Origin of the sequence: Myxococcus sp. CA056, from assembly GCF_013336715.1 — a bacterium.
GTDB lineage: Bacteria > Myxococcota > Myxococcia > Myxococcales > Myxococcaceae > Myxococcus > Myxococcus llanfairpwllgwyngyllgogerychwyrndrobwllllantysiliogogogochensis.
The window spans coordinates 135,962-156,916 of sequence record NZ_JABUMT010000008.1 but is presented as its reverse complement, the minus strand read 5'-3'; the positions used below and the strand labels follow the sequence as shown (position 1 = coordinate 156,916).

Sequence of the window (20,955 nt, the reverse complement as noted above, 5' to 3'; positions counted from 1 at the left end):
TGCGCCGCCAGTCGAGCATTGGCCTCCTCATGGCTGCCTACCGCCCCTCCCCGACACCTTTCGACAGCCTTGCCCCGCGCGACTCCATCGCGAGGCGTCACGCACCGTCGCGCCGAGTCGCGCGTCTGGCCCTGCTGGGCTGCGCGCTGTTCATGGCGCTCGTGCATGCACCGACGGCCCGCGCGGCCGAGGAGGCGAGTTCCTCCATCCCATTGCTGGAGGGATGGCGCTACCGCTGGGGTGACTCGCCCCAAGGCGCGGATGGACTTCCCTTGTGGGCGCAGACGGCCAACGTCGCCGAGGACTGGCGCACGATGGAGGCGCTCAAGCCGCCACCGGGACGCGGCACCCACGTCTTTCTGTGGGTCAGCATCCCGTTGCCCCAGGGGCCGTGGGCCGAGCCCGCCGTCATGCTGGGTGAGGTCACCAACGCCGTGGAGGCCTACGCCAACGGTCAGCGCGTCTATGTGAGCGGGCGACTGAACACGTCTGGCGCGGAGCTGTCCGACAACATGGCCTGGCATGTCGTGCCGGTGCCGCGCGCCGCGCTGGGTGGACATCTGCTGCTGCGCGTCCAGTCGAGCAACCCGAACATCGGCGTGGCACAGGGCGCGTTGATCGGCTCGCGGCACCAACTGCTCGCCAAGGTGACGCGCGAGGGCCAGGCGCCGTTCGTCATGGGCATGCTGCTGCTGGCGGTGGCGGTGGGTTCGGGTGGAGCATTCCTGATGCACTGGCGTCGGCGGATGCTCGCGGGCCTGGCGGTGTTCTCCGCCAGCGGCGGCTTCGTGCTGCTGGGCCTGAGCGGCATGCCCAACGCGCTCTGGGACGCGCCCATCACCGCGACGCGCTTCACGGTGCTCGGCATCTTCCTGCTCGTGTCGGGCCTCATCGAGTTCGTGTCCGACGCCATCCTCAACAACCAGCGGCGCTGGTTCCGCATTGGAGCGATGGGCTACACGGCGCTCTGCGTGGTGGCGGCCCTGTCCGCCCTGCTGGACCTGGGCACCGCGCAGCGCATCCTGGTGCCCTTCCTGCCCTTCTCCTTCATCATGCTGCTCATCTGCTTCAGCGTGGCGGCGGCGGAGGCGTGGCGGGGCAACCCCGACGCCCGCATCTTCGTGGGAGGCATGTCGGGGCTCGTGCTCTTCCTCGCGCTCACGGTGCTGCCCGTCATCGGCGTGCTGAGCTTTTCGTTGGGCAACGTGTCGCACTGGGGATACCTGGCGCTCACCCTGTCGCTGATAGGCATCGTCGCGCGACGCTCCATGGAGGTGGTGCGCTCGCTGGAGGCCCACACCCGGCAACTGGAGGAGCGGCAGCTGGAGGTGCGCAACCTGGCGGGGCGCATGGGCACCGGCGCCGGTGAGCTGGCCACGGTGGTGCAGCAACTGCGCTCCACCAGCGACCAGCAGACCGAGGGCGTCAGCCGTCAGGCGGCGGCGCTCCAGGAGGCCGAGCAGACGGTGAAGGAGATCCGCCGCTCGTCGCAGATGACGGCGGAGAAGGCCAGCTCGCTCGCCGCGTCCGCGGAAGGCGCCGAGCAGGTGGGCCGCGAAGGCAGCGCCGCGCTGGAGCGGACGCTGGCGGACCTGGCGGCGATTCGCAACGAGGTGTCGGAGATGGCCCGCCGCATCCTCGCGCTCGACGAGCGGACGCGCGAGGTGTCCGGCATCGTCGACTCGGTGAAGGACCTGGCGGACCAGTCCAACATGCTGGCCATCAACGCGGCCATCGAGGCGGCGCGCAGCGGCGAGAGCGGCCGGGGCTTCGGCGTGGTGGCGCGGGAGATGCGAGGACTGGCGGACCAGTCCATCCGCGCTACGCACCGCATCCGCGAGGTGCTCAACGGCGTGAGCGCCAGCATGCGCGAGGCGGCCCAGTTCAGCGAGAAGGGCGACGAGCGCGTCCGGCAGAGCCTGGATGCGGTGCGCACGTCCAGCGCCCAGTTCCAGGAGCTGGCCATCCTCATTGGCGACTCCAGCGCGAGCATGCGGCAGATCACCGCCGCCGTCAGCGCGCAGGACTCCGGTACCCAGCAGATGGCCATGGCCATCCAGGAGCTCTCCGGACAGATGCAGCGCACCCTGAAGACGGTTCAGGAGACACAGGAGGCCACCCGCTCCGTCCAGTCGCTGGCGGAGAGCATGTCCGGCCTGGCCACCCAGTCGCTCCGGGCAGAGGGCTCCACGAGCGTCGCGCCACCCCGGTAGCCCCCAACACCCTCGGAAGAGAGGTCCCATGCGTACCCAGGCCGCCCTGCTGCTCGTGCTCGTCGCCGTGGCTTCAGCGTGTGGAGGGGCCCATGGGGCCGCCTCGGACCCCAATCAGCCTCCGCCCCCCAAGACAACGGTGGCGGTGGAGAGCCGGAAGCTCGTGGACGTCAACCTCTACGCGCTGACGGGGACGCGGCGGATGCGGCTGGGGACCGTGCCGGGGATGTCGACGCGCAACTTCGTGTTGCCCCCGGACATGGTGGGCAACACGGACCGCATCCGCTTCGGCATCGAAATCATCGGCACCCTGGGCCACAAGAGCCTGGGCAGCGAGCGTGGCTTCGAAAGCGAGCAGGAGATGTCCGTCCGGCCCGGCGACGAGCTCTCCCTGACCATCTACTGACACCCACCCGGCGCCTTCCTTTCGTGAGGAAGGCACCGGGCTCGGGTCCTGGTTCCGGTCAGAACGACACGATGTCGCGGCGGCTCGAAGCCCCGCTTTCAAGGTCGGACAGCACCGAGGCCCCATCGAACGGCACCGGAGGCGCGGGCTCCAGGGGCCGAGCCGCGGCATCTGACGCCAGCGCGGCGGCGGTGACCTCGAGTTCGAAGAACCCGCCGTTGTTGTTCTCGTCGCTCTCCGCGACGACGCCATCCACGTCCGCCAGCACCACGACGCGGTAGCTGCCCGGAGCGATGGTCGGCGAGAAGGTGATGGTGGTGGGCGGCAAGGACCACGTCCCCGCGCCCGCGCTGATGGGAATGGCGCCAATGCCCTCCAGAATCTGGAAGTCCGGGTCGGTCAGGAAGACGCCCACGTGCGTGGCCGAGGGGGCCGCGCAGCGGGTGAAGAGTTCGAAGGAGAGGTCGGCGGAGCCTCCTGGCTGGATGGTGCCCGGGCTGAGCGTGCCGGCCGTGAAGAAGAAGTCGGGCGGCTTCGTGGTGCCCAGCAGGCTGTTGTCGCTCAACACGCCGGTGAGGTCCACGCGGCCCAGGACATACCAGGTCGATGGCTGACACCCGTTGGAGATGAACTCCAATTGGGCCACGGTGTTGGCGGGCATGGAGAACCGGGAGATGAACTGCGTCTGGGTTCCCACCGGCGGCAGATAGGGTCCAAGTCCACTTCCCCGGAGCGCGATCTGCGTGGTGAACAGCGGGTAGACGCCGCTGCTGCCATTCGCAGTGGCCGACAAATAGAAGTTCAACTGCGCCACCGCCGCTCCAACGCCTGACTTGCTGCCGGCCATGGAGTACTGGACGTTGAAGCCCGAGAGCGGGGTCGTGATCGTCGGCGGTACCGAGATGGAGATCATCTGGACCTGCGCCCAGGCGGGAGTCGCCACCACGCCCAGCAGCAGAAAGAAAGACACCACGGCGGATTTCCTTGTCATACAAAAGACAGTACACACGCCAGGAATGGCGCAGCAAGACAGACACCACCCGCCACGCCCGCGCCCATGTACACCAACCAGACACGCTTCTCCAAGGCAATCACAACCAATCCAACTTTACGACCGCGACGGAAGCTCGCGACCCTCAACAGGGCCCTCGGCCGGGAGACTCCCCCGGGAAACCGCTACACCGACAGCGAGACGCGCCGGCGCGCCACGGGCGTGCCCATCCTCCGCGCCCTCCTGAAAACACCCACACGCGGATGAAGACAGCCACTTCTTAAATTCCGATTCTTCGGAAACTCCGGACATCCCCGGCCCGACAACGTGTGGACCCCGGGTCGAATCGCGGTGCGACAGGCCCGCCGTGCACGGCCCGAGAACCGCTCGCGGGAACACCCCGCCTGGAGAAGAAAGATGCACACGAAACGGAAGATGTGGCTCCTCGCCCTGCTGTTCGTGGGGCTCTCCGCCTGTGGTGGTGAGGGCGAAGGGGTGACGGACGCGCCCGAGTCGCTCGACACGAGCACGGCCGAGCTCAACACCGCCATCTACAACCGGGCGCGCAACTACGCCGCGGCCCATCCCACGCGGGATGGCGGCACGTGGGACCAATGGTGCGGCTCGCTGATGTGGCGCTTCGGACAGTTCCCGGAGTCCTCGGCGCGGCCCTCGGCCATCGAGGCCTATCACGCGTCGACCCGGCAGCCCTACGCCGCTTCGCAGGCTCCCGCAGGGGCCTTCCACTGGTGGGACATCGGTTCGTTCGGCCACGTGGGCCTGGACCTCAACGGCGGTGGCACCACGGTCTTCATGGCCACGCGAAAGCTCGCGGAGAGCTGGGGCAACGCCATTGGCATCAACAGCGTGTCGGGGTACTCGGCGCAGTCCGGCGCGCGATATCTCGGCTGGTCGCTGGACTACGCGGGCAGCGTCATCCCGGACCATGGCCCCCTGCCCGGTGGCGGAGGTCTGCCTCGGACGTCGACGGAGGACGACGGCATCCCCGGGCCCATCTACTACAAGCGCATCCAGACGGTGGGGCGGCGGGACTTCGGCTACACGGGTCCCATCGACGGTGTCACCGGACCGAACACGGAGAAGATTCGCGTGAGAATCACGGCGCGCGAGCTCAACCGTCGGGGCGGCCCGCGCACCTCCGCGCAAGAAGACGGAATCCCAGGCGCCATCTACTGGCAGCGCGTCCAGACGGTGGGCCGGGGGTTCGGCTACACGGGCCCCATCGACGGGATTCCCGGCCCGAACACGTACAAGGCCGAGCACCGCATCTGCGGGTACGCCGTGAATCGGGCGTTCTAGACGGAAGGCCCCTGCCCTCGCGCTCACAATGCCCTTTCCGCCGAGCGCGAGGGCGGATGCGGCTACAGTCCGCGCATGACTGTCCAGGCCACGGGCGTGCTGCTCGACCTTGAAGGTGGCGTCGCCACGCTCACGCTGAACGATGCCGCGCGCCGCAACGCGATGACTCCCGAGCTGGGGGATGCGCTTCGTGCGCGGGTGGAAGAGCTGCGTGGGCGGGAGGACGTGCGCGCCGTCGTCCTCGCCGGAGCGGGCGGGACGTTCTCCGCGGGCGGCGACCTCCTGATGCTGGAGCGACTGCGCCAGGTCTCCTTCGAGGAGGCCCGCGTCTTCATGCTCGACTTCTACTCACGCTATCTCAGCATCCTGGACCTGCCCGTCCCCACGGTGGCGGCGGTGGAGGGCGCGGCCATTGGCGCGGGGCTGTGTGTCGCGCTCGCGTGCGACATGTGCATCGTCTCCGAGGACGCGAAGCTCGCCCTCAACTTCGTGCAGCTCGGCCTGCATCCCGGCATGGGCGCCACGTGGCTCGTGCCACTGCGCACAGGCCCGCAGCGCGCCGCGGAGCTGCTGCTCACCGGGCGGCGCTTCGATGGCCGCGAGGCGGTGCGGCTCGGGCTCGCGCTGGAGGCCACCCCCGCCACGGAGACCCGGACCCGCGCACGCGCTCTCGCGACGGGCATCGCGTCGAACGCTCCGCTCGCGACCCGGGGACTCAAGCAGCGGCTCGGCCTGGACCGCGCGGGGCTCCATCGCGCGCTGGCGGAAGAGGCCCGGCTCCAGGCGGAGAGCTACGGCAGCTCAGACCTGGGCGAAGGACTCGCCGCCGCCGCGGCGCGACGGCCTCCCGTGTTCCAGGGGCGGTAATCCGCCCATCGCCGTGCTTCCTCGTCGCCAGGGTTCGCGACATGCTGCCGGGCGGCTTCGCGGTGGACGCGAGACAGCGGCGGGAGGGATGGAGATGGGACAGCTTCGACTGGAGCGACACCTGCACGGGGTGCACGTGGTGCTCATGTGCACGGACGACGCGGAGGAACAGGCGGAGTGGGTGCTGAGCGTGCTCGAGCGCCTGCCTCCCGGCGGACTCATCCCCGGACGCACGCTGCGCTTCGGCTGGTCCAACCTGCGCCTGGACCCGCGCGGAGATTCGCTGGTGGTGACGGAGCCCGACTTCGACGGCAACCCGCTGACCGACTGGCGCGACGACATCACCGTGACGCTGCGAGTCCAGGGGCGGATGCTCGAGACGACGCAGACGGTGGGCACCGAGCCCCTGTTTCCTCGCTACGGGGACAAGGTCGCGGCCGTGCCCGGCTGGGACAGGAGCCCCCGGGTCGCCATGGCGCGCGCACGCGCCCCCGAGGGCACCGACTCCGGCTGGCTCATCGTCCCACCCGGCCCGCCCGGCGATGAGACCTTCGAGACCTTCCCCGTGTACGCCCTGCTGCGTCGCCGCCCCGCGTTGCTGTCCGCGCTCGCCCTCCCTGGAGGATGGGTGGCGGAGTTCGAGGACGACACGCTCGTGGGCTACGGCAAGCCCGACTGAGAATCCGGGTCCGCGTCAGGTACGCTCCGAGCGAACCGTCCTGGGCCCCCAACTCAAAAATTCGAAGACACGAACATCATGACCAAGCTCAATCAGATCATCGCCGTCGAGAAGGGCGTCAAGAACCGCTCCCAGCAGGAGCTGACGCAGGCCCACCACGACCTCCAGAAGCCGCAGCTGCTCAACGGCATCTCCCGCACCTATCAGCCCCGTGACGAAGAGGGTGAGCGCTTCCCTCCCGAGTCCACGCGCGTGCAGGTGCGCACCGACGACGTGCTGAAGAAGACGAAGGAAATCCTCACCCGGCTCTTCGACGTCACCGCCACCAAGGACCTCACCAACTGTCACGCGAAGGCGGACGTGCGTGTCGACGGCAAGGTGCTGCTCAAGGGCGCCCCCGCCACGTACCTGCTCTTCCTGGAGAAGCAGCTGGTGGACCTGCAGACCTTCGTGAAGAAGCTGCCCACGCTGGACCCGTCGGAGTCCTGGGTCCCCGACCCGGCGCAGGGCCTGTGGGCCACCGAGCCGGTGCAGACCGCGAAGACGAAGAAGGTCCCCCGCAACCACGTGAAGGCCGAGGCCACCGAGAAGCACCCCGCCCAGGTGGAGGTCTATTACGAGGACATCGTCGTCGGTTACTGGAAGACGGTGAAGTACTCGGGCGCTCTCCCCGCCGTCCGGGTCAATGAGCTGGTGGAGCGTGTGGAGAAGCTTCAGCAGGCGGTCAAGTTCGCGCGCGAGGAAGCCAACGCGGTGGAGGTCGAAGAGTTGAAGTCGGGCGAGGTTCTCCTCGGCTACCTCTTCAGCTAGACTCGGCGCGCAGTCCTTTCGGAGTACAAGCTCAAACTCAGCAGCAAGTTGATGCCGAGCGTTCCCGGGTCGCCTTCAGTGCAGGTTCGAACCCTGCCCCCGCCATCCACTCCTGCGGCGGGGTAGCCCAACGGGTAGAGGCAAGCGACGTCACGGGCCCGCGAAGCACCCCACGCTCAGATTCTCACTCCAGACTCAGCATTCGCTGTCGCAGGTCCGATCAACCGCCTTCGCCCTTCTCCCCGAGATGCTGGTGCAATTCCAGCCCGCCGCTCCACTCGCTTGCGCGGCGGTCGTTCAATCGCAGGACACGGGGCATCAGACTGAGGCGAAGTCTTAAACGTGCGGACCTCATCCATGGCAGCACCCCGAGCCCGGTCAGGAGGACACCCTGATCGGGCTCACCTATTTGTCCCGTCGAAACTTCCAGCGCGGCTGTTTCACCTGGCGGACATGTCTCGCCGTGAGGGCTCGTGTGGGGTTGCCCTCGGCGCGCGGGGCGACTTCAATGCGGAGTCGCGATGCTGTTCGGAAGCAAGACGCCGCCGTCCCGTTCGGAGCTCGTCACCGAGGCGGACCTGGCTCGCTCGAAGGGCCGGCTGAACAAGGCCATCTCTGGTTACCGGAAGGCGCTGGAGCTGGAGCCGAAGGACGCGGTGGTGCTCGGCAAGCTCGCGCCGCTGCTGGCCCGGGTGAAGCAGCCGGAGGCCGCGCTGGAGAGCTTCCGCGCGGCGGCCCAGGTCCATCTGGACAAGGGTTTCGCGGACAAGGCGCTCGCCGTCTATGCGCAGGCGGCGGAGCTGTTTCCCCTGGAGCTGGACCTCTGGCGACAGGTGTCGCAACTCCACGTCGTGAAGGGACACCGCGCGGAGGCCGTGAAGACACTGCTCCGAGGCCGGCTCCACTTCCGTCGCGGGGCCGAGCGGCCTGGTGCCATCCTCCTGCTTCGCGAGACGCTCGCGCTGGACGCGACGTTGTTCGAGGTGAAGCTGGACCTGGCGCTCCTGCTCGCGCGACAGAAGCAGCGTGACGAAGCGCTCGCGGTGCTGGAGCCCCTGCCCGCGGAAGCGAAGAGTCGCCGCCACATGCGCAGGTTGCGGTGGACGCAAGCCCAGGTGACGCCGACCGTCGGAGCGTTCGCGTCGTGGCTGCGCGCGGTGCTGCTGGGCCGCTAAGCGTCAGCCCTTGGCAGTCATGAGCCGTGAGCCTCCCTGGACTTGACGCTCTGCCACGCGAGCCTTGGCAGTTGGCCTCGCATCCAGGAGGGCTCCAGCGGAGCGCCCGCGAGGAAGCGGCGGCAGGCCTCGTGACTCGGGCCGAGCAGCACGACATCCAGCAGCAGCGGCGGCCACGGTGGCAGCGAGCCCTCCGCGATGAAGCGCCCGAAGTGCTGGACGATGGGCGCGAGCAGCTCCGCCTTGCGCGCCGTGAGCGCTCCCGCAGCGTGCGTCCCCAGCTCCATCGCCATCGCCTGGTACATGAAGCGCCCTTCATCCCGGTGGGCGAAGATCCACTCCAGGTGGCCATCCACCAAGGCCACCACGGCCGCCTCCGCCGTGGTGGTGGGCAACACGCGCTCCGACAGGTGCGTGAAGAGGCGCTCGAAGGTGCGAATCAGCAACGCCAGTGTCAGGTCCGGCAGCCCGTCGAAGAGGTGGTAGACGCTCGACGGGCTCGCCCCCGCGGCCTTGCGAATCTCCTCGATGCCCGTGCTGAGAACGCCCCGCTCCGCGAAGCAGTGCAGCGCCGCATCCAGCAAGGCATCGCGTCGCTTCACCCCGTCCCGTCGTGCTGGCCCCATCGCCCTACCCTATGCGCTGCCCCCTCCTTGGGTCATCAAACCCCAGACTCTCGAATTGGAATATTCTTCCAATTCATGAACAGGGCTGGCAGGCTGGTGTCCATGGCCGACCTCATCCTCACTGGAGCGTCGCGTGGCATCGGTCACGCGCTGGCAAAGGCCCTCGCGAAGTCGACGGAGGACCGACTCATCCTGGTTGCTCGGGACCGGGCCCGATTGGACGCGCTGGTGCTCTCCATCCAGCGGGACGGCGGGCAGGCGCTCGCCGTGCCTGGAGACCTTTCCTCTCTCGCGGCGGCGCGCGACCTGGGGCGGCGATTGGTGGACGTAGTGGGCCCCGAGTCCACGCTGGTGCACAACGCGGGCGTGTGGCCATCGCGACGGGAGCTGACGCCGGACGGGCTGGAGCGGGCGTTCGTGGTGAATCATGCCGCGCCGTGGGTGATGCAGCAGGCGTTGCTCGACGCGGGCCGGCTGCGCCGCATCCTGCTGGTGAGCGCGGGACTGTTGGTGAAGGGCCGGTTCGACGCGGCGCGCACACCCATGGGTGAGGACTTCTCCAGCATCCGGACCTACTGCGACACCAAGCTCGGCTTCGCGCTCGCGATGCGCGACGTCGCCACCGAACATCCGGAGCTGGACGTGCTCGTGATGCATCCCGGCGTCGTGCGCACGGACCTGGGTGCGCGCACGGGGCCCGTGGGCTGGCTGCTCTCGCTCGTGAAGCGCGGCTGGGAGTCGCCGGAGGTCTGCGCCGAGCGCCTCGTCCGAGTCCTCTCCAGGAAGCGTTGGTCTCCTCCGGGACAGGCCTCCTGGTGGATGGAGGAAACGGAGCAACCCTGGCCCGCGGTGACGGAGGATGTCGCCACGCGGCGCGCCGTGCGCGAGGTCCACGCGCGACTGTTCCCGGGCACTTGAGGCCCGCGCGGCCGCGGGCTCGTCCCGCGCGGAGGACGACTCGTCACCGGCGCCGGAGCTTCCGTCACATCCCCGCCCTCGCTGTCGACACGTCCCGCTACGACACGGTGCTCCAGCGCCTCCGGTGTTCGCCGGCGGCCCGTAGCGAGGAGCGTGTCCATGCATCGCCCGATATCCATCCGAAGCCTGTTCCTGGCGAGCGCCCTCACCCTGGCCTTCGTGCCCGGGTGTCAGGACGCCCCGCCGCCCGCTGACTCCCCTCCCGAGCCGCTGGGTGCCGCCACCCAGGGCCTCACCTGCGGCGACAGCCTCATCCCCGCGATGACGGCCGGCGATGCTCCGAGCGGGCTCGCCATCGGCTCCAGCCAGCTCAGTGCGTCCAACCCCGGCTGGATGGCGCTCGACGGCAGCGACACCACCATGTGGCTCTCCGCGAGCGGACAGGCCACGGCCTGGCTCACCTACGAGTTCTTCAACGGCCCCAAGACAGTCACGCACTACGCCATCAAGTTCTCCAACGGCACGCTCAACGCACGAGCGCCACGGGACTGGACGCTGCAGGGCTGGTCCGGCACCGCGTGGAACACGATTGACTCGCGCACGCTCCAGACGAACTGGGGAGGCACCGAGCAGCGCGAGTTCGCCGTCGCGTCTCCCACGGCCTACAGCAAGTACCGCCTGGTGGTGACGGAGGACAACGCGGCCGGCACGGGCGTGGACGTCCTCTCCATCGGCAAGCTGAGCTTCTACAACTGCGCCTGCGCCGCCAGCGTCAACCAGGTACCGGACATGACGAGCGCGACCGCGCCCTCCGGCATCGTCACCGCCTCGGGGGTCATCGACGCGGAGCCGGAGTACGACGCCTGGAAGGCGTTCGACAGCGTGGCCACCGGAACATCCATGTGGATCTCCGCCATCAAGCAGACTCCCGCGTGGTTGGCCTACGAGTGGACGGACGGTCCTCGCATCGTCAGCCGGTACGCCATCAAGTACGCCAACGGAGACATTACCACGCGCGCGCCGAAGAACTGGACCTTCCAGGGCTGGAACGGCAGCGCGTGGGTGACGGTGGACACGCGCATCGACGAGATGAACTGGTTGGGCGCGGAGCGGCGCGAGTACACGCTCAGCACCCCGAGGACGTTCAGCAAGTTCCGGCTGAACGTGACGGACGACAATGATTCTCGCACCGGGGTCGAGGTCATCTCCCTGGCGCGGCTGGAGCTGCTCGGCTGCGTGCGCGACACGGTGGCGCCCATCGTCCCGGTGTTCACGGGCTTCACGCCGGCCTCTCCCAGCACGCAGACCAGTACGACTCTCGCCGGCACCACGGAGGCGGGAGCCACCGTGCGGCTCTTCTCTGGAAGCAGCTGCGCCGGAAGCCCCCTCGCGAGCGTGACGGCCACCGCCACGGGCACCTTCACCCGCCCCTTCACCATGACGGCCAACACCACGAGCACCTTCTCCGCGAAGGCGGAGGACGCCGTGGGCAACATCTCCGCGTGCTCCGCCGCCATCAGCTATGTCCATGACAACATCGCCCCCACCACGCCCTTCCAGCTCGGCTTCGTCCCCAATGGAGTGGGAACGCAGTTGACGCCCCTGCTCGAAGGTCGCACCGAGGCGGGCGCGCTTGTCCGCGTCTTCCAGAACTCCAGCTGCGGAGGGACTCCGCTGACCACCACCACGGCGAACGCGACGACCGGCAACTTCAGCCTCAACCTCACCGTGGGGACCAACTCGGTGACGACGTTCTCCTTGCGAGCCGTGGATGCCGCTGGCAACACCTCCGGCTGCTCTCCGACGGTGGCGTACACGCACGACAACCTCGCGCCGCTACCGGCCACCTTCATACCGGGACTGGTGCCCTTCCCCCAGGCGCCCTTCGTCAGCGCGGTGCGCACCCTGGCCGAGCCTCGCACGCGGGTGGTCCTCTTCTCGAACGCGGGCTGCACCACGCCCATGGGCACGGAGGTGCCGCTGGACAATGCAGGCAGCGCGATGGTGCCGCTGCTCGCCAACCAGGTCGGTGTCACCGTCTTCGCGAGGGTCCGGGACGCGGCGGGCAATCAGTCCTCCTGCACGTCCTTCACGGAGACCTGCGTCGCGGGCTTCCTGGACTGCGATGGCAATCCGGGCAACGGGTGTGAGACGTCGATGATGGAAGACGCGGCGAACTGCGGCGCGTGCGGCACCGTGTGCGGTGGCGCGGCCTCGGCGAGCGGCGTCTGTGGCGCGGGGACGTGTGGCCTCGGCTGCGCGGTGGGCACCTTCGACTGCGACGGCAACACGGTCAACGGCTGCGAGTCATCCACGGCCTGTGCTCCAGGCGTGTGTCAGGTGACGCCGAACCGCGAGCTGCTCATCACCGACCTGTCCGTGGTGGAAGACCCGGTGCGCACCACCGGCAACGGCGTCTGGACGTTCGGCACGCTGATGCGCCGCATGAACGGCGGGCAGAATCCCTCCGAGCTGGTGCGCAACTGGCTGAAGACGTGGGAGCAGGACCAGTTCATCGAGGCCTCGTTCGTCGCCGCGCGCACGCGCATCCGCCCCGACGTGCTCGGGCCGTGGGAGGCACGCAGCGGCGGCCCCACCGCACAACTCGACTTCAACACGGCGCCATTCCGACTGCTCGCCATCGTCAACCGCATTGACCTGCGCAGCGAAGGTACGCACTCGGGTGAGGGCCGCTTCGTCTTCGGCGTCACCACGCCCACGGGCCAGCCGCTGCCGTTCACCGTCATCCTTGAGTACATGCTGCCCGGCGATGGGCCGGAGGACATCCAGCGCTGGGCCCGTGACTGGCACGAGTTGGGCACGCTGAGCCTCGGCACACCCGCGTTCAACACGAAGCTCCAGGCGCTCACGGACCGCTTCACCCAGTCGTTCGTGGCACCCGGCCACTTCATGGGCAGCGCCATCCATCAGGTGCGCACCAACGAGAACGCGCTGGACCCGCTGTGGGAGCTGCGCGAGTTCCGCTTCGGGCCCACCGGCCTGGCCCCCGCTCCCGTGGCCCTCACGCCGGAGCTCTTCCACGCCGGCACGCCCCTGGTGTCGAACTACGTGCAGCAGAACGTGGCGCCCCTCATGAACGGCACCCACGAGGTGCCGGCCTTCTTCGAGGGACAGCCCTTCCTGGCGGGCTCCGCGCTCACGCCGTTCTTCTTCTTCTGGGACGCGCCGGGCGCGGACCCCGAGGCCCGGCATCGCTTCTCCCTGAACACGTGCAACGGCTGCCACGCGGGGGAGACGCAGACCCCCTTCCTCCACATCTTCCCGCGCTCGGCCGGTAGCGCCTCGGGCCCGTCGCCCTTCATGGTCAGCCAGGCGCCGACTCCAGACCCCGTGAACTCCTCCATCACCCGCGTCTTCGACGACCTGGGCCGGCGAGACGACGACCTGGAGAACCTGGTGTGCGGAGCACCGCAGGGCTTCCAGGCGATGACGGGCTCCGTGGGCGAGGCCCTCCTCGCGCCACGCTCACTGAGCAGCGCGAAGAACCTGGACGCTGCCGTGCCGGGCTTCCCGCCCCGCTCGAACCTGCCTCCGGGCCGCGTCCACTGAGACGCACCGGACACACGAAGTGAATGGGCCGGGCTCCACCAAGGCGCGTGGAGTCCGGCCCGAATCATGTCCAAAGGACATCACGCGCTGGCTCAGAAACTCCCGAGCATCCAGGCACTGCCCACGAGGATGGAGACCGTGGACGCCACACGAGGCACATGCGTCGCCAGCTTGGAGGAGAACTGCTTGATGCGGGAAAAGGCGGCGATGCTCGCGGTGAGCGCGGACATGGCCATCGTGCTGCCGATGGAGAACCCGCCCAGGTAGAGGGCCTGCTCCGGCGCCGTGCCCGACACCGCGATGGGGAGCAGCAACACCAGCGCGGATGCACCCGTCAGACCGTGCACCAGCCCCACGGCGAGCACGCCTCGGGACGCCAGGGCCTCATCGCCCGCGCCCAGCTTCCGCCGCAGTCCCCAGACGCCCATCCCCAGCAGCGCGAGTCCCGCGAGGCGTTCGGCCCAGCGATCAACGGACTCCAGATGCACCGCGGACAGGAGCACCAGCAGCACTCCCGCGGCGATCAGGGTTCCGAGCCCATGGCCGAATCCCCACAGCAGCCCCACCCGCCACGCGCCCCGACGACGTCCCACCGAAAGAGGGGCGAGACTCAGCAGGTGGTCCGGTCCCGCCAGTGCGTGCAGCGCACCTGAACCGACAGCCGCGAGCGCGATGAGGGGCATGGTCATGGTGGTATCCACCTGCTGAGGGAGAGATGCCCATCCCCCCGCCCGCGTTCCAAGACATCGACTCAGGGGTCCCGCGAAGCCCCGCCGCCCGGTCGATTGAACGCCCGCCTACCCGCCCAGGACGGGCCCTGGGGCCAGCACTCCCGCCGAGACTTCCCGCCACCAGGGCGTGGCCTGCTCCAGGCGCAGGGGCTCGCTCGCGGCCCCCAGGCGAGGCGTGAAGAGCCGGACCTGCTGCTCGGAGGCCAGCCGGAGCAGCGTCTCCGCGGGCTCATCCCATGCGTGCAGGGCCAGGTTGAAGGTGCCCCAGTGCACCGGCATCAACCGGCCGCCCCCGAGCATCTCGTGGGCCTTGAGCGCGTTCTCCGGTCCCAGGTGGATGGTGCCCCAGCTCGGATGAAAGGCACCCACCTCCAGCATCACCAGGTCGAACGGACCATGTCTCCGCCCCACTTCGCGCAGCTCCTCCGTCAGCCCTGTGTCACCACTGAAGAAGAGGCGGTGCTTGTCACCCTCCAGAACCCAGGACGCCCACAGCGTCCGGTTCCGGTCGCCCAAGCCGCGCCCGGAGAAGTGCTGCGACGGCGTGGCGGTGAGTGTCACCGGTCCCACCGTGGTCCGCTCCCACCAGTCCAGCTCGGTGATCAGCTCCGGCGCCACACCGTAGGCCTCCAGGTGGGCCCCCACGCCCAGGGCCGTGACGAACGGAACGCGCCGCTTCGCCAGGGCTTGGATGGTGGGCCGGCACAGGTGGTCATAGTGGTCGTGCGACAGCAGCACCACGTCCAGCTCCGGCAACGCGTCCAGGGACACCGGCGCCTCGTGGAAACGCCGAGGCCCGGCGAAGGACATGGGCGAGGCACGCTCGCCGAACACGGGGTCCGTCAGGATGCGCGCGCCGTCCAGCTCCAGCAGCATCGTGCTGTGCCCCAGCCACGTCACCCGCAGGCCGGTGTCGGGCCTCCGTCCCCAGGCTTCCAGCGGGTTCTCCAGGGGCAACGGCCCCGGAGGCGTGCGCTGCGCGCCCCCGAAGAAGTACTCGCCGAGCAACGGCAGGGGGTTGCCCTGGATGCCAGGGTGCACGGGCGCGGTGTTGCGGAACCGACCCTCCGCGAACTGGCGGGAGGCGCTCACCCGCTCGAGTCGCAGCCCCGAGATATGCCCACCACGGCTGGAAGAAGACATGTCGTCGTGTCTAACGCCTTGGCCCGATTCTGGCCACCCCACCAGGAGGACGAGCGATGGGTCGCCCTCCCGGCGGGTGGAAGTCAGTCCAGTCGGACGTGCTGCTCCAACCGCTCCTCGGCCGTCAGCTCGCGGTTGGCGACCTCCAGGTCGAAGTCAAAGGTGGCGTACTCGATGCGGCCCGTGAAGGGGAACGTCCCCCGGTCCAGGTACCCGCGGCTCACGGGCGAACGAGAGTCCATTCCGACATCCATGCACTCGGTGCTGAAACGCCCGCGACACTGGCGCGGAATCGCCACGTGGCCTACGTCCTTGCCGTTGATGAAGATGCGTGCCGACGCGGGGCCGCCCAGCGTGTCGGACTCATTGGTGAACGCGAGCTTCAGCTCCACCCGCCCCGTGGGGACCTCGATGTCCGACACGGCCTCGTGCCGCTCCACGTCGAAGAAGTTGTAGTGGTACACGAGCCGCCGGTCCTTCACGTACAGCGACCAACCACCCATGTCTCCGCCCACGCAGACCAGCACGCCCTCGGTGCCCTCCGAGGGAAGGTCCGCTCCGACGGTGAGCGTGTAGCTGATGTTGTTCGTCTTCGGCGCGCTGCCCTCCGGCAGATAGGTCATGCCCGAGTAGAACGTGACGCGCTTGCGCCCGTAGAACCAGCTCGGGCGGAGTGTGACGTCCGCGCGCTCGATGAACCGGTCATCCAGGGGCAGCACGTCGTACTTCGCCGCCTCCACCATGAACAGGTCCTGGAGCTCGCGCAGCTTCTCGGGATGTCGGGCCGCGACGTCCACCGCCTGGCTGTAGTCGCCCCGGAGGTCATAAAGCTCCCAGCGGTCCTTGGCGAAGTCCGCCGTTCCCACCGTCTGCCACGGCAACCGGCCATGTCGGCATGAGGCCATCCAGCCATCGCGATACAGCGCCCGGTTGCCGAACATCTCGAAGTACTGGGTGGTCCGCGTGCTCGGAGCGTCCTCGGCCTTTTCATCGAAGGTGTACGCCAGGCTGACGCCCTCGATGGGCTTCTGCGGCGTGCCCTTCATCATCGTCGGCTCGGTGATGCCGATGACCTCCAGCAACGTGGGCGCGATGTCGATGATGTGGTGGAACTGGAAGCGCGAGCCACCTCCCTCGGTGATTTCGCGAGGCCACGAAACAATCATCGGGTTGCGCGTGCCACCGAAGTGCGAGGCCACCTGCTTCGTCCACTGGAACGGCGTGTCGCCCGCCCAGGCCCAGCCCACCGGGTAGTGCGGCGACGTGCCCGGCAGGCCAATCTCGTCCTGTCGGTCCAGGAGCTGCTGGAGGTCGGGCGCGTACCCTCCCAGCGTCAGCATCTCGTTGAGGGTGCCCGTGAGCGTGCCCTCCGCGCTCGAGCCATTGTCTCCGATGATGTAGAGCACGAGCGTGTTCTCCAGCTCGCCCAGGTCGTCGAGGGCCTGGACGACTCGGCCCACCTCGTGGTCCGCGTGGGACAGGAAGTCCGCGTAGTTCTCCGCCATGCGACTGAAGAGCTGCTTCTGCTCGTCGTCGAAGGAGTCCCAGGCGGGAATCTCCGCGGGGCGCGCGGTGAGCTTCGCGTCGGGAGGAACCACGCCCAGCTCTATCTGCCGCTTGAACACCTCCTCGCGATAGGCGTCCCAGCCCTGGTCGAACTTCCCCTGATGCCGGCCTCGCCAGTCGAGTGGTGGCTGGTGCGGCGCATGGCCCGCGCCGGGTGCGAAATAGAGGAACAGCGGACGCTGCGGGGCAATCGACTTCTGCTGGCGCATCCACCCGATGCAGTCATCCGCGAGGTCTCTCGTGAGCTGATAGCCCTCCTCGGGCGTCCGGCCGGCCTCCACGGGCTCCGTGCCCCGATAGAGCGCGGGACGGAACTGGTCCGTCTCACCGCCGATGAAGCCGTAGAAGTAGTCGAAGCCCCGCTGCGTGGGCCAGTTGTCGAACGGCCCCGCCGCGCTCGTCTGGTTGTCGGGGACGTTGTGGTTCTTCCCCCACCAGGCCGTGCCGTAACCATTCTGTTGGAGGGTCTCCGCGATGGTGCCACAGCTCTTGGGGATGATGCCCGTGTAGCCGGGGTAGCCCGTGCCTATCTCGCCGATGACTCCCGACGCGGCGCTGTGGTGGTTGCGGCCGGTGAGCAACGCGGCCCGCGTGGGCGAGCAGAGCGCGGTGGTGTGGAACTGGCAATACTTCAACCCGCTCCGCGCGAGCCGCTCGGCCGTCGGCATCGAGACTCGTCCGCCGAACGCGCTGGACCACCCATAGCCCACGTCGTCCAGCAGCACGAGCAGCACGTTGGGCGCGCGCTCTGGCGCGTTCGGCTGGCGCGGGAAGTCGGGCTTCGAGTCCTGATAGGTCAGCCCGATCTTCGCTTTCGAGAAGCGGTACTCCGGGCCTGGGTAGACGTGGCGATCCACCTTCCGAGGGAACCGAGGCTTCCTGGCCATCGCACGAGTCCTTGCTGCGCCGGGCGCAAAGAAAACCGAGGGCACGGCACCATGGAGACAGGTGGGCCCCCCTGGACGCGCCTTCAAGCCACCCCCGAGCGCCGCCCAGCCCCCGGGCCTGTGTCCACCCCCTGGACGACGGGGAGGAACAGCCAGGCACGCATCCGCTCGAACCCTGGGAGGTGAAACCCGCTAGGGTGCCGCCATGATCGACGAGAAGCCGTTCGTCTCCCGCCACCGCTACGAGCACCACCATCCGACGGTGCTCGCCATCTATTGCTCGGATGGACGCTTCACGGATGCCGTGGAGGACCTCGCCACCCACCTGGGCCATGAGCGCATCGATACGCTGACCATCCCCGGTGGTCCCGCGCTCCTCAACCGCTGGGTGGCTGACTATCTGGAGAGCGACACCATCACCCGCGCGGCACGCTTCCTCATCATCGGCCACCACATCGAGGAGGTCCTCCTGCTCGCTCACGCCAACTGCGGCTACTACCAGTCCCGTCACGGAACGATGGGGCCGGAGTTCATCGCGGAGCAGCAGGTCCAGGATCTGCGTCACGCCGCCGAGCAGCTCCAGAAGGAGCACACCGGCATCCGCGTGCGCCCCTTCTTCGTCCACCCGGAAGCGGAGCGCATCCACTTCAAGCCCGTAGCCCTCCACGACTGAGGCCGCGGACGACCCTCTGGCTCAGCGCGAGTCCGTCCGCCCCGCCGCCTCCGCTTGCCCCACGCGGGAGTGCTTGCGGCCGTAGCCGAAGTAGATGACCAACCCCAGCGCGAGCCAGAGGATGAGGCGTATCCAGGTCTCCGTGCCAAGGCCCAGCATCAGGGCCGTGCAGACGAGGATGCCCAGGATGGGGACCACGGGCACGAAGGGCGTCCGAAAGGGCCTGGGCAGATCCGGCCGCGTGTAGCGCAACACGAGGATGCCCGCACAGACGACCACGAACGCGAATAGCGTTCCGATGGAGACGAGGTGCCCGAGCAACCCGATGGGAAACAGCCCCGCCACCACCATGGACACGGCTCCGGTGATGAGCGTGGACACATAGGGCGTGCGGAAGCGCGGATGGATGCGGCCGAAGAACGGTGGCAACAACCCGTCGCGCGACATGGCGAAGAAGATGCGCGGCTGCCCCATCAACATGACGAGCACCACGGACGCCAGTCCCGCGATGGCCCCCACCCCGACGATGGGACGGAGCCATTGCAGGGCCGGGCCCCCCTCGGAGATGGCCACGTACACGGGCTCGGGCACGTTCAGCGTGCGGTACGGCGCCAGGCCCGTCATCACCGCCGCCATCAGGACGTAGAGCACCGTGCACACGATGAGCGAGCCGAGGATTCCCGTGGGCAGGTCCTTCGACGGGTTCTTGGTCTCCTGCGCGGCCGTCGAGACGGCGTCGAAGCCGATGTACGCGAAGAAGATGACGCCCGCTCCCGACAGCACCCCGCTCCAGCCAAACTCTCCGAAGCGCCCGGTGTTGGGAGGAATGAAGGGCGTCCAGTGCTCCCGCTCGACGTGGAAGGCGCCGAAGACGATGACGAGCAGGACGATGGCGACCTTCACGAAGACGATGATGTTGTTGACGCGCGCCGACTCGTGGATGCCGACGACGAGCAGCACCGTGAGCACGCCCACCAGCAGCACCGCCGGAAGGTTGATGAGCGCTCCGGTGGCGTGAGGGATGAGCGAGCCCGGCGCGGTGTCGAACGGAGCATTCGCCAAGGCCGCCGGCAGCTGCCACCCCACGTAGTCGCGAAGGAAGGCCGTCAGGTAGCCGGACCACCCCACCGCCACGGCCGAGGACGCGAAGAGATACTCCAGCATCAGGTCCCAGCCGATGATCCACGCCACCAGTTCGCCCAGCGTGGCGTAGCCGTACGTGTATGCGCTGCCGGCGACGGGAATCATCGAGGCGAACTCCGCGTAGCACAGCCCCGCGAAGAGACAGCCGACCCCGGCCAGGACGAACGACAGGACGATGGCGGGCCCCGCGTGCTGCGCCGCCGCCGTCCCCGTCACGACGAAGATGCCCGCGCCGATGATGGCCCCGATTCCCAGCAACGTCAGCTGGAACCCATTGAGGGTGCGGTGCAGCTCATGCCCCGCGCCATCCTCGTCCTGGAGCCTCGCGAGGCTCTTCTTCGACCAGATTCCCACGGGCGGCAGTCAATGCCGGCCCGCGAGCATTCGGAAGCACGGACAGCGGCGCTCGTCGGCAAGTGTCACCCGGCGAGCGAATCGCCGTCGCCGCGCCCCCGGTGTCCACTCAGCCGCGGCGGTGCTCGCGGCGGTCCTCACGGCGCTCACGGTGGTCCTCGCGAAGCTCCTGCTTGCCCTCGCGGACCTCGCGCTCCGCCAGCCGGATGAGCTCCTGGATGAGGTCCCGCTTGCGGTGCAGCGCGCCACCATTCCGGCGGCCCTCCAGCTCCGCGAGCTCCCGGGCGATGACCTGCCGCGAGCGCAGCGTGGCGGCCTCCGCCTTCACATCGCGACGGTCATCCCGCGCATCCCGTCGGTCATCACGGAGGTCCCGCTTGTCGCTGACGTACGCGGCCCGGCGACCCCAGGCCGCATCGTCACGGACCTCCCACTGCTCCGCGCGCACCTCGCGCTGGCTGCGCTGGGCCTCCCGCTGCGAGGACGACAGCTCGGTGCGGCTCTCCATCATCTCCGCGCGAAGAAGCTGGCGCAGGCGCCCTTCCACGGCATCCATCTCACGGGTGTCACGACGCGCCCAGGCCTTGTCGAAGCGGGCCAGGACGGACTTCAGCTCCTCCACGTCCTTCCGGTCGTCCCGAAGCTCGCGGCGGTCCTCATGCACCTCGTACCGGTCCTGCGCGCGCTCCCATTGGTTGGAGCGGGACTGGGCCTGCGCGCTTCCCGCGAAGAGAAGTCCCGTGAGCACGGCGGATGAAAAAGCGTTCATGGTGGGGGGTCCTCGTGAGCGCGAAGCTCGCTTGTGTGTACAGGCCTCCTGACGCGCCCGGAGCCATTTTATTCGAGGCCCCGAGCCCCCGGGTGGCGACAAGGTAGGACTCGC

At 68.7% G+C, this 20,955-nt stretch carries 17 protein-coding genes; 10 read left to right on the top strand and 7 right to left on the bottom strand.

The window, feature by feature from the left end; all coding sequences use genetic code 11:
* Positions 1-29 precede the first annotated feature (29 nt).
* The gene (locus HUA76_RS28510) at positions 30-2,213 is read left to right on the top strand and encodes a methyl-accepting chemotaxis protein (protein WP_174458961.1); all 2,184 of its coding nucleotides are present in this window, start codon (positions 30-32) and stop codon (positions 2,211-2,213) included.
* A gap of 28 nt (positions 2,214-2,241) precedes the next feature.
* The gene (locus HUA76_RS28505; protein WP_141648481.1) at positions 2,242-2,619 is read left to right on the top strand and encodes a hypothetical protein; all 378 of its coding nucleotides are present in this window, start codon (positions 2,242-2,244) and stop codon (positions 2,617-2,619) included.
* Between the two features lie 58 nt (positions 2,620-2,677).
* Here the strand turns inward: HUA76_RS28505 and HUA76_RS28500 are convergent, their stop codons facing one another.
* A complete protein-coding gene (locus HUA76_RS28500) occupies positions 2,678-3,592 on the bottom strand; it encodes a hypothetical protein (RefSeq protein WP_174462624.1) in 915 nt (304 codons plus the stop codon).
* 435 nt (positions 3,593-4,027) lie between these two features.
* On the opposite strand from HUA76_RS28500, the gene HUA76_RS28495 reads away from it, so the two are divergent.
* The 5 genes from HUA76_RS28495 (at position 4,028) to HUA76_RS28475 (ending at position 8,461) form a co-directional block, all read left to right on the top strand.
* A complete protein-coding gene (locus HUA76_RS28495) occupies positions 4,028-4,930 on the top strand; it encodes a hypothetical protein (RefSeq protein WP_174458959.1) in 903 nt (300 codons plus the stop codon).
* A 75-nt stretch (positions 4,931-5,005) separates the two neighbouring features.
* Entirely contained in the window at positions 5,006-5,797 is a 792-nt protein-coding gene (locus tag HUA76_RS28490; RefSeq protein ID WP_174458958.1) for an enoyl-CoA hydratase/isomerase family protein, read from the top strand.
* A 94-nt stretch (positions 5,798-5,891) separates the two neighbouring features.
* The gene (locus HUA76_RS28485; protein WP_174458957.1) at positions 5,892-6,476 is read left to right on the top strand and encodes a hypothetical protein; all 585 of its coding nucleotides are present in this window, start codon (positions 5,892-5,894) and stop codon (positions 6,474-6,476) included.
* Between the two features lie 78 nt (positions 6,477-6,554).
* On the top strand, positions 6,555-7,286 hold the full coding sequence (locus HUA76_RS28480; RefSeq protein WP_141646925.1) for a hypothetical protein: 732 nt from the start codon (positions 6,555-6,557) through the stop codon (positions 7,284-7,286).
* A 521-nt stretch (positions 7,287-7,807) separates the two neighbouring features.
* Positions 7,808-8,461: a lipopolysaccharide assembly protein LapB gene (locus tag HUA76_RS28475; protein WP_174458956.1), complete on the top strand. Its 654-nt coding sequence runs from the start codon at positions 7,808-7,810 to the stop codon at positions 8,459-8,461.
* Between the two features lie 17 nt (positions 8,462-8,478).
* Here HUA76_RS28475 and HUA76_RS28470 read toward each other — a convergent pair whose 3' ends face one another.
* The gene (locus tag HUA76_RS28470) at positions 8,479-9,063 is read right to left on the bottom strand and encodes a TetR/AcrR family transcriptional regulator (RefSeq protein WP_371745766.1); all 585 of its coding nucleotides are present in this window, start codon (positions 9,061-9,063) and stop codon (positions 8,479-8,481) included.
* A gap of 99 nt (positions 9,064-9,162) precedes the next feature.
* Here HUA76_RS28470 and HUA76_RS28465 point away from each other — a divergent pair, with 99 nt between their 5' ends.
* Positions 9,163-10,005: an SDR family NAD(P)-dependent oxidoreductase gene (locus HUA76_RS28465; RefSeq protein WP_254614545.1), complete on the top strand. Its 843-nt coding sequence runs from the start codon at positions 9,163-9,165 to the stop codon at positions 10,003-10,005.
* A gap of 159 nt (positions 10,006-10,164) precedes the next feature.
* Positions 10,165-13,575 carry an Ig-like domain-containing protein gene (locus HUA76_RS28460; RefSeq protein ID WP_174462623.1) on the top strand — a complete coding sequence of 1,137 codons (3,411 nt, stop codon included), beginning with the start codon at positions 10,165-10,167 and terminating at the stop codon, positions 13,573-13,575.
* A 92-nt stretch (positions 13,576-13,667) separates the two neighbouring features.
* Here the strand turns inward: HUA76_RS28460 and HUA76_RS28455 are convergent, their stop codons facing one another.
* From HUA76_RS28455 to HUA76_RS28445, 3 genes are all read right to left on the bottom strand, one after another.
* Positions 13,668-14,264, bottom strand: a complete 597-nt coding sequence (locus HUA76_RS28455; protein ID WP_254614544.1) for a hypothetical protein — start codon at positions 14,262-14,264, stop codon at positions 13,668-13,670.
* Between the two features lie 108 nt (positions 14,265-14,372).
* Positions 14,373-15,449: an MBL fold metallo-hydrolase gene (locus HUA76_RS28450; protein WP_174458952.1), complete on the bottom strand. Its 1,077-nt coding sequence runs from the start codon at positions 15,447-15,449 to the stop codon at positions 14,373-14,375.
* Between the two features lie 83 nt (positions 15,450-15,532).
* Positions 15,533-17,902 (bottom strand): arylsulfatase, encoded by a 2,370-nt coding sequence (locus tag HUA76_RS28445; protein WP_174458951.1) that lies wholly within the window; start codon positions 17,900-17,902, stop codon positions 15,533-15,535.
* 205 nt (positions 17,903-18,107) lie between these two features.
* Between HUA76_RS28445 and HUA76_RS28440 the strand changes: the two genes are divergently transcribed.
* On the top strand, positions 18,108-18,575 hold the full coding sequence (locus HUA76_RS28440; RefSeq protein WP_141646931.1) for a carbonic anhydrase: 468 nt from the start codon (positions 18,108-18,110) through the stop codon (positions 18,573-18,575).
* A gap of 21 nt (positions 18,576-18,596) precedes the next feature.
* Here HUA76_RS28440 and HUA76_RS28435 read toward each other — a convergent pair whose 3' ends face one another.
* Positions 18,597-20,072, bottom strand: coding sequence for an amino acid permease (locus tag HUA76_RS28435; RefSeq protein ID WP_141646932.1), 1,476 nt, complete (start codon positions 20,070-20,072; stop codon positions 18,597-18,599).
* A 109-nt stretch (positions 20,073-20,181) separates the two neighbouring features.
* A complete protein-coding gene (locus tag HUA76_RS28430) occupies positions 20,182-20,841 on the bottom strand; it encodes a hypothetical protein (RefSeq protein ID WP_174462622.1) in 660 nt (219 codons plus the stop codon).
* Positions 20,842-20,955 lie beyond the last annotated feature (114 nt).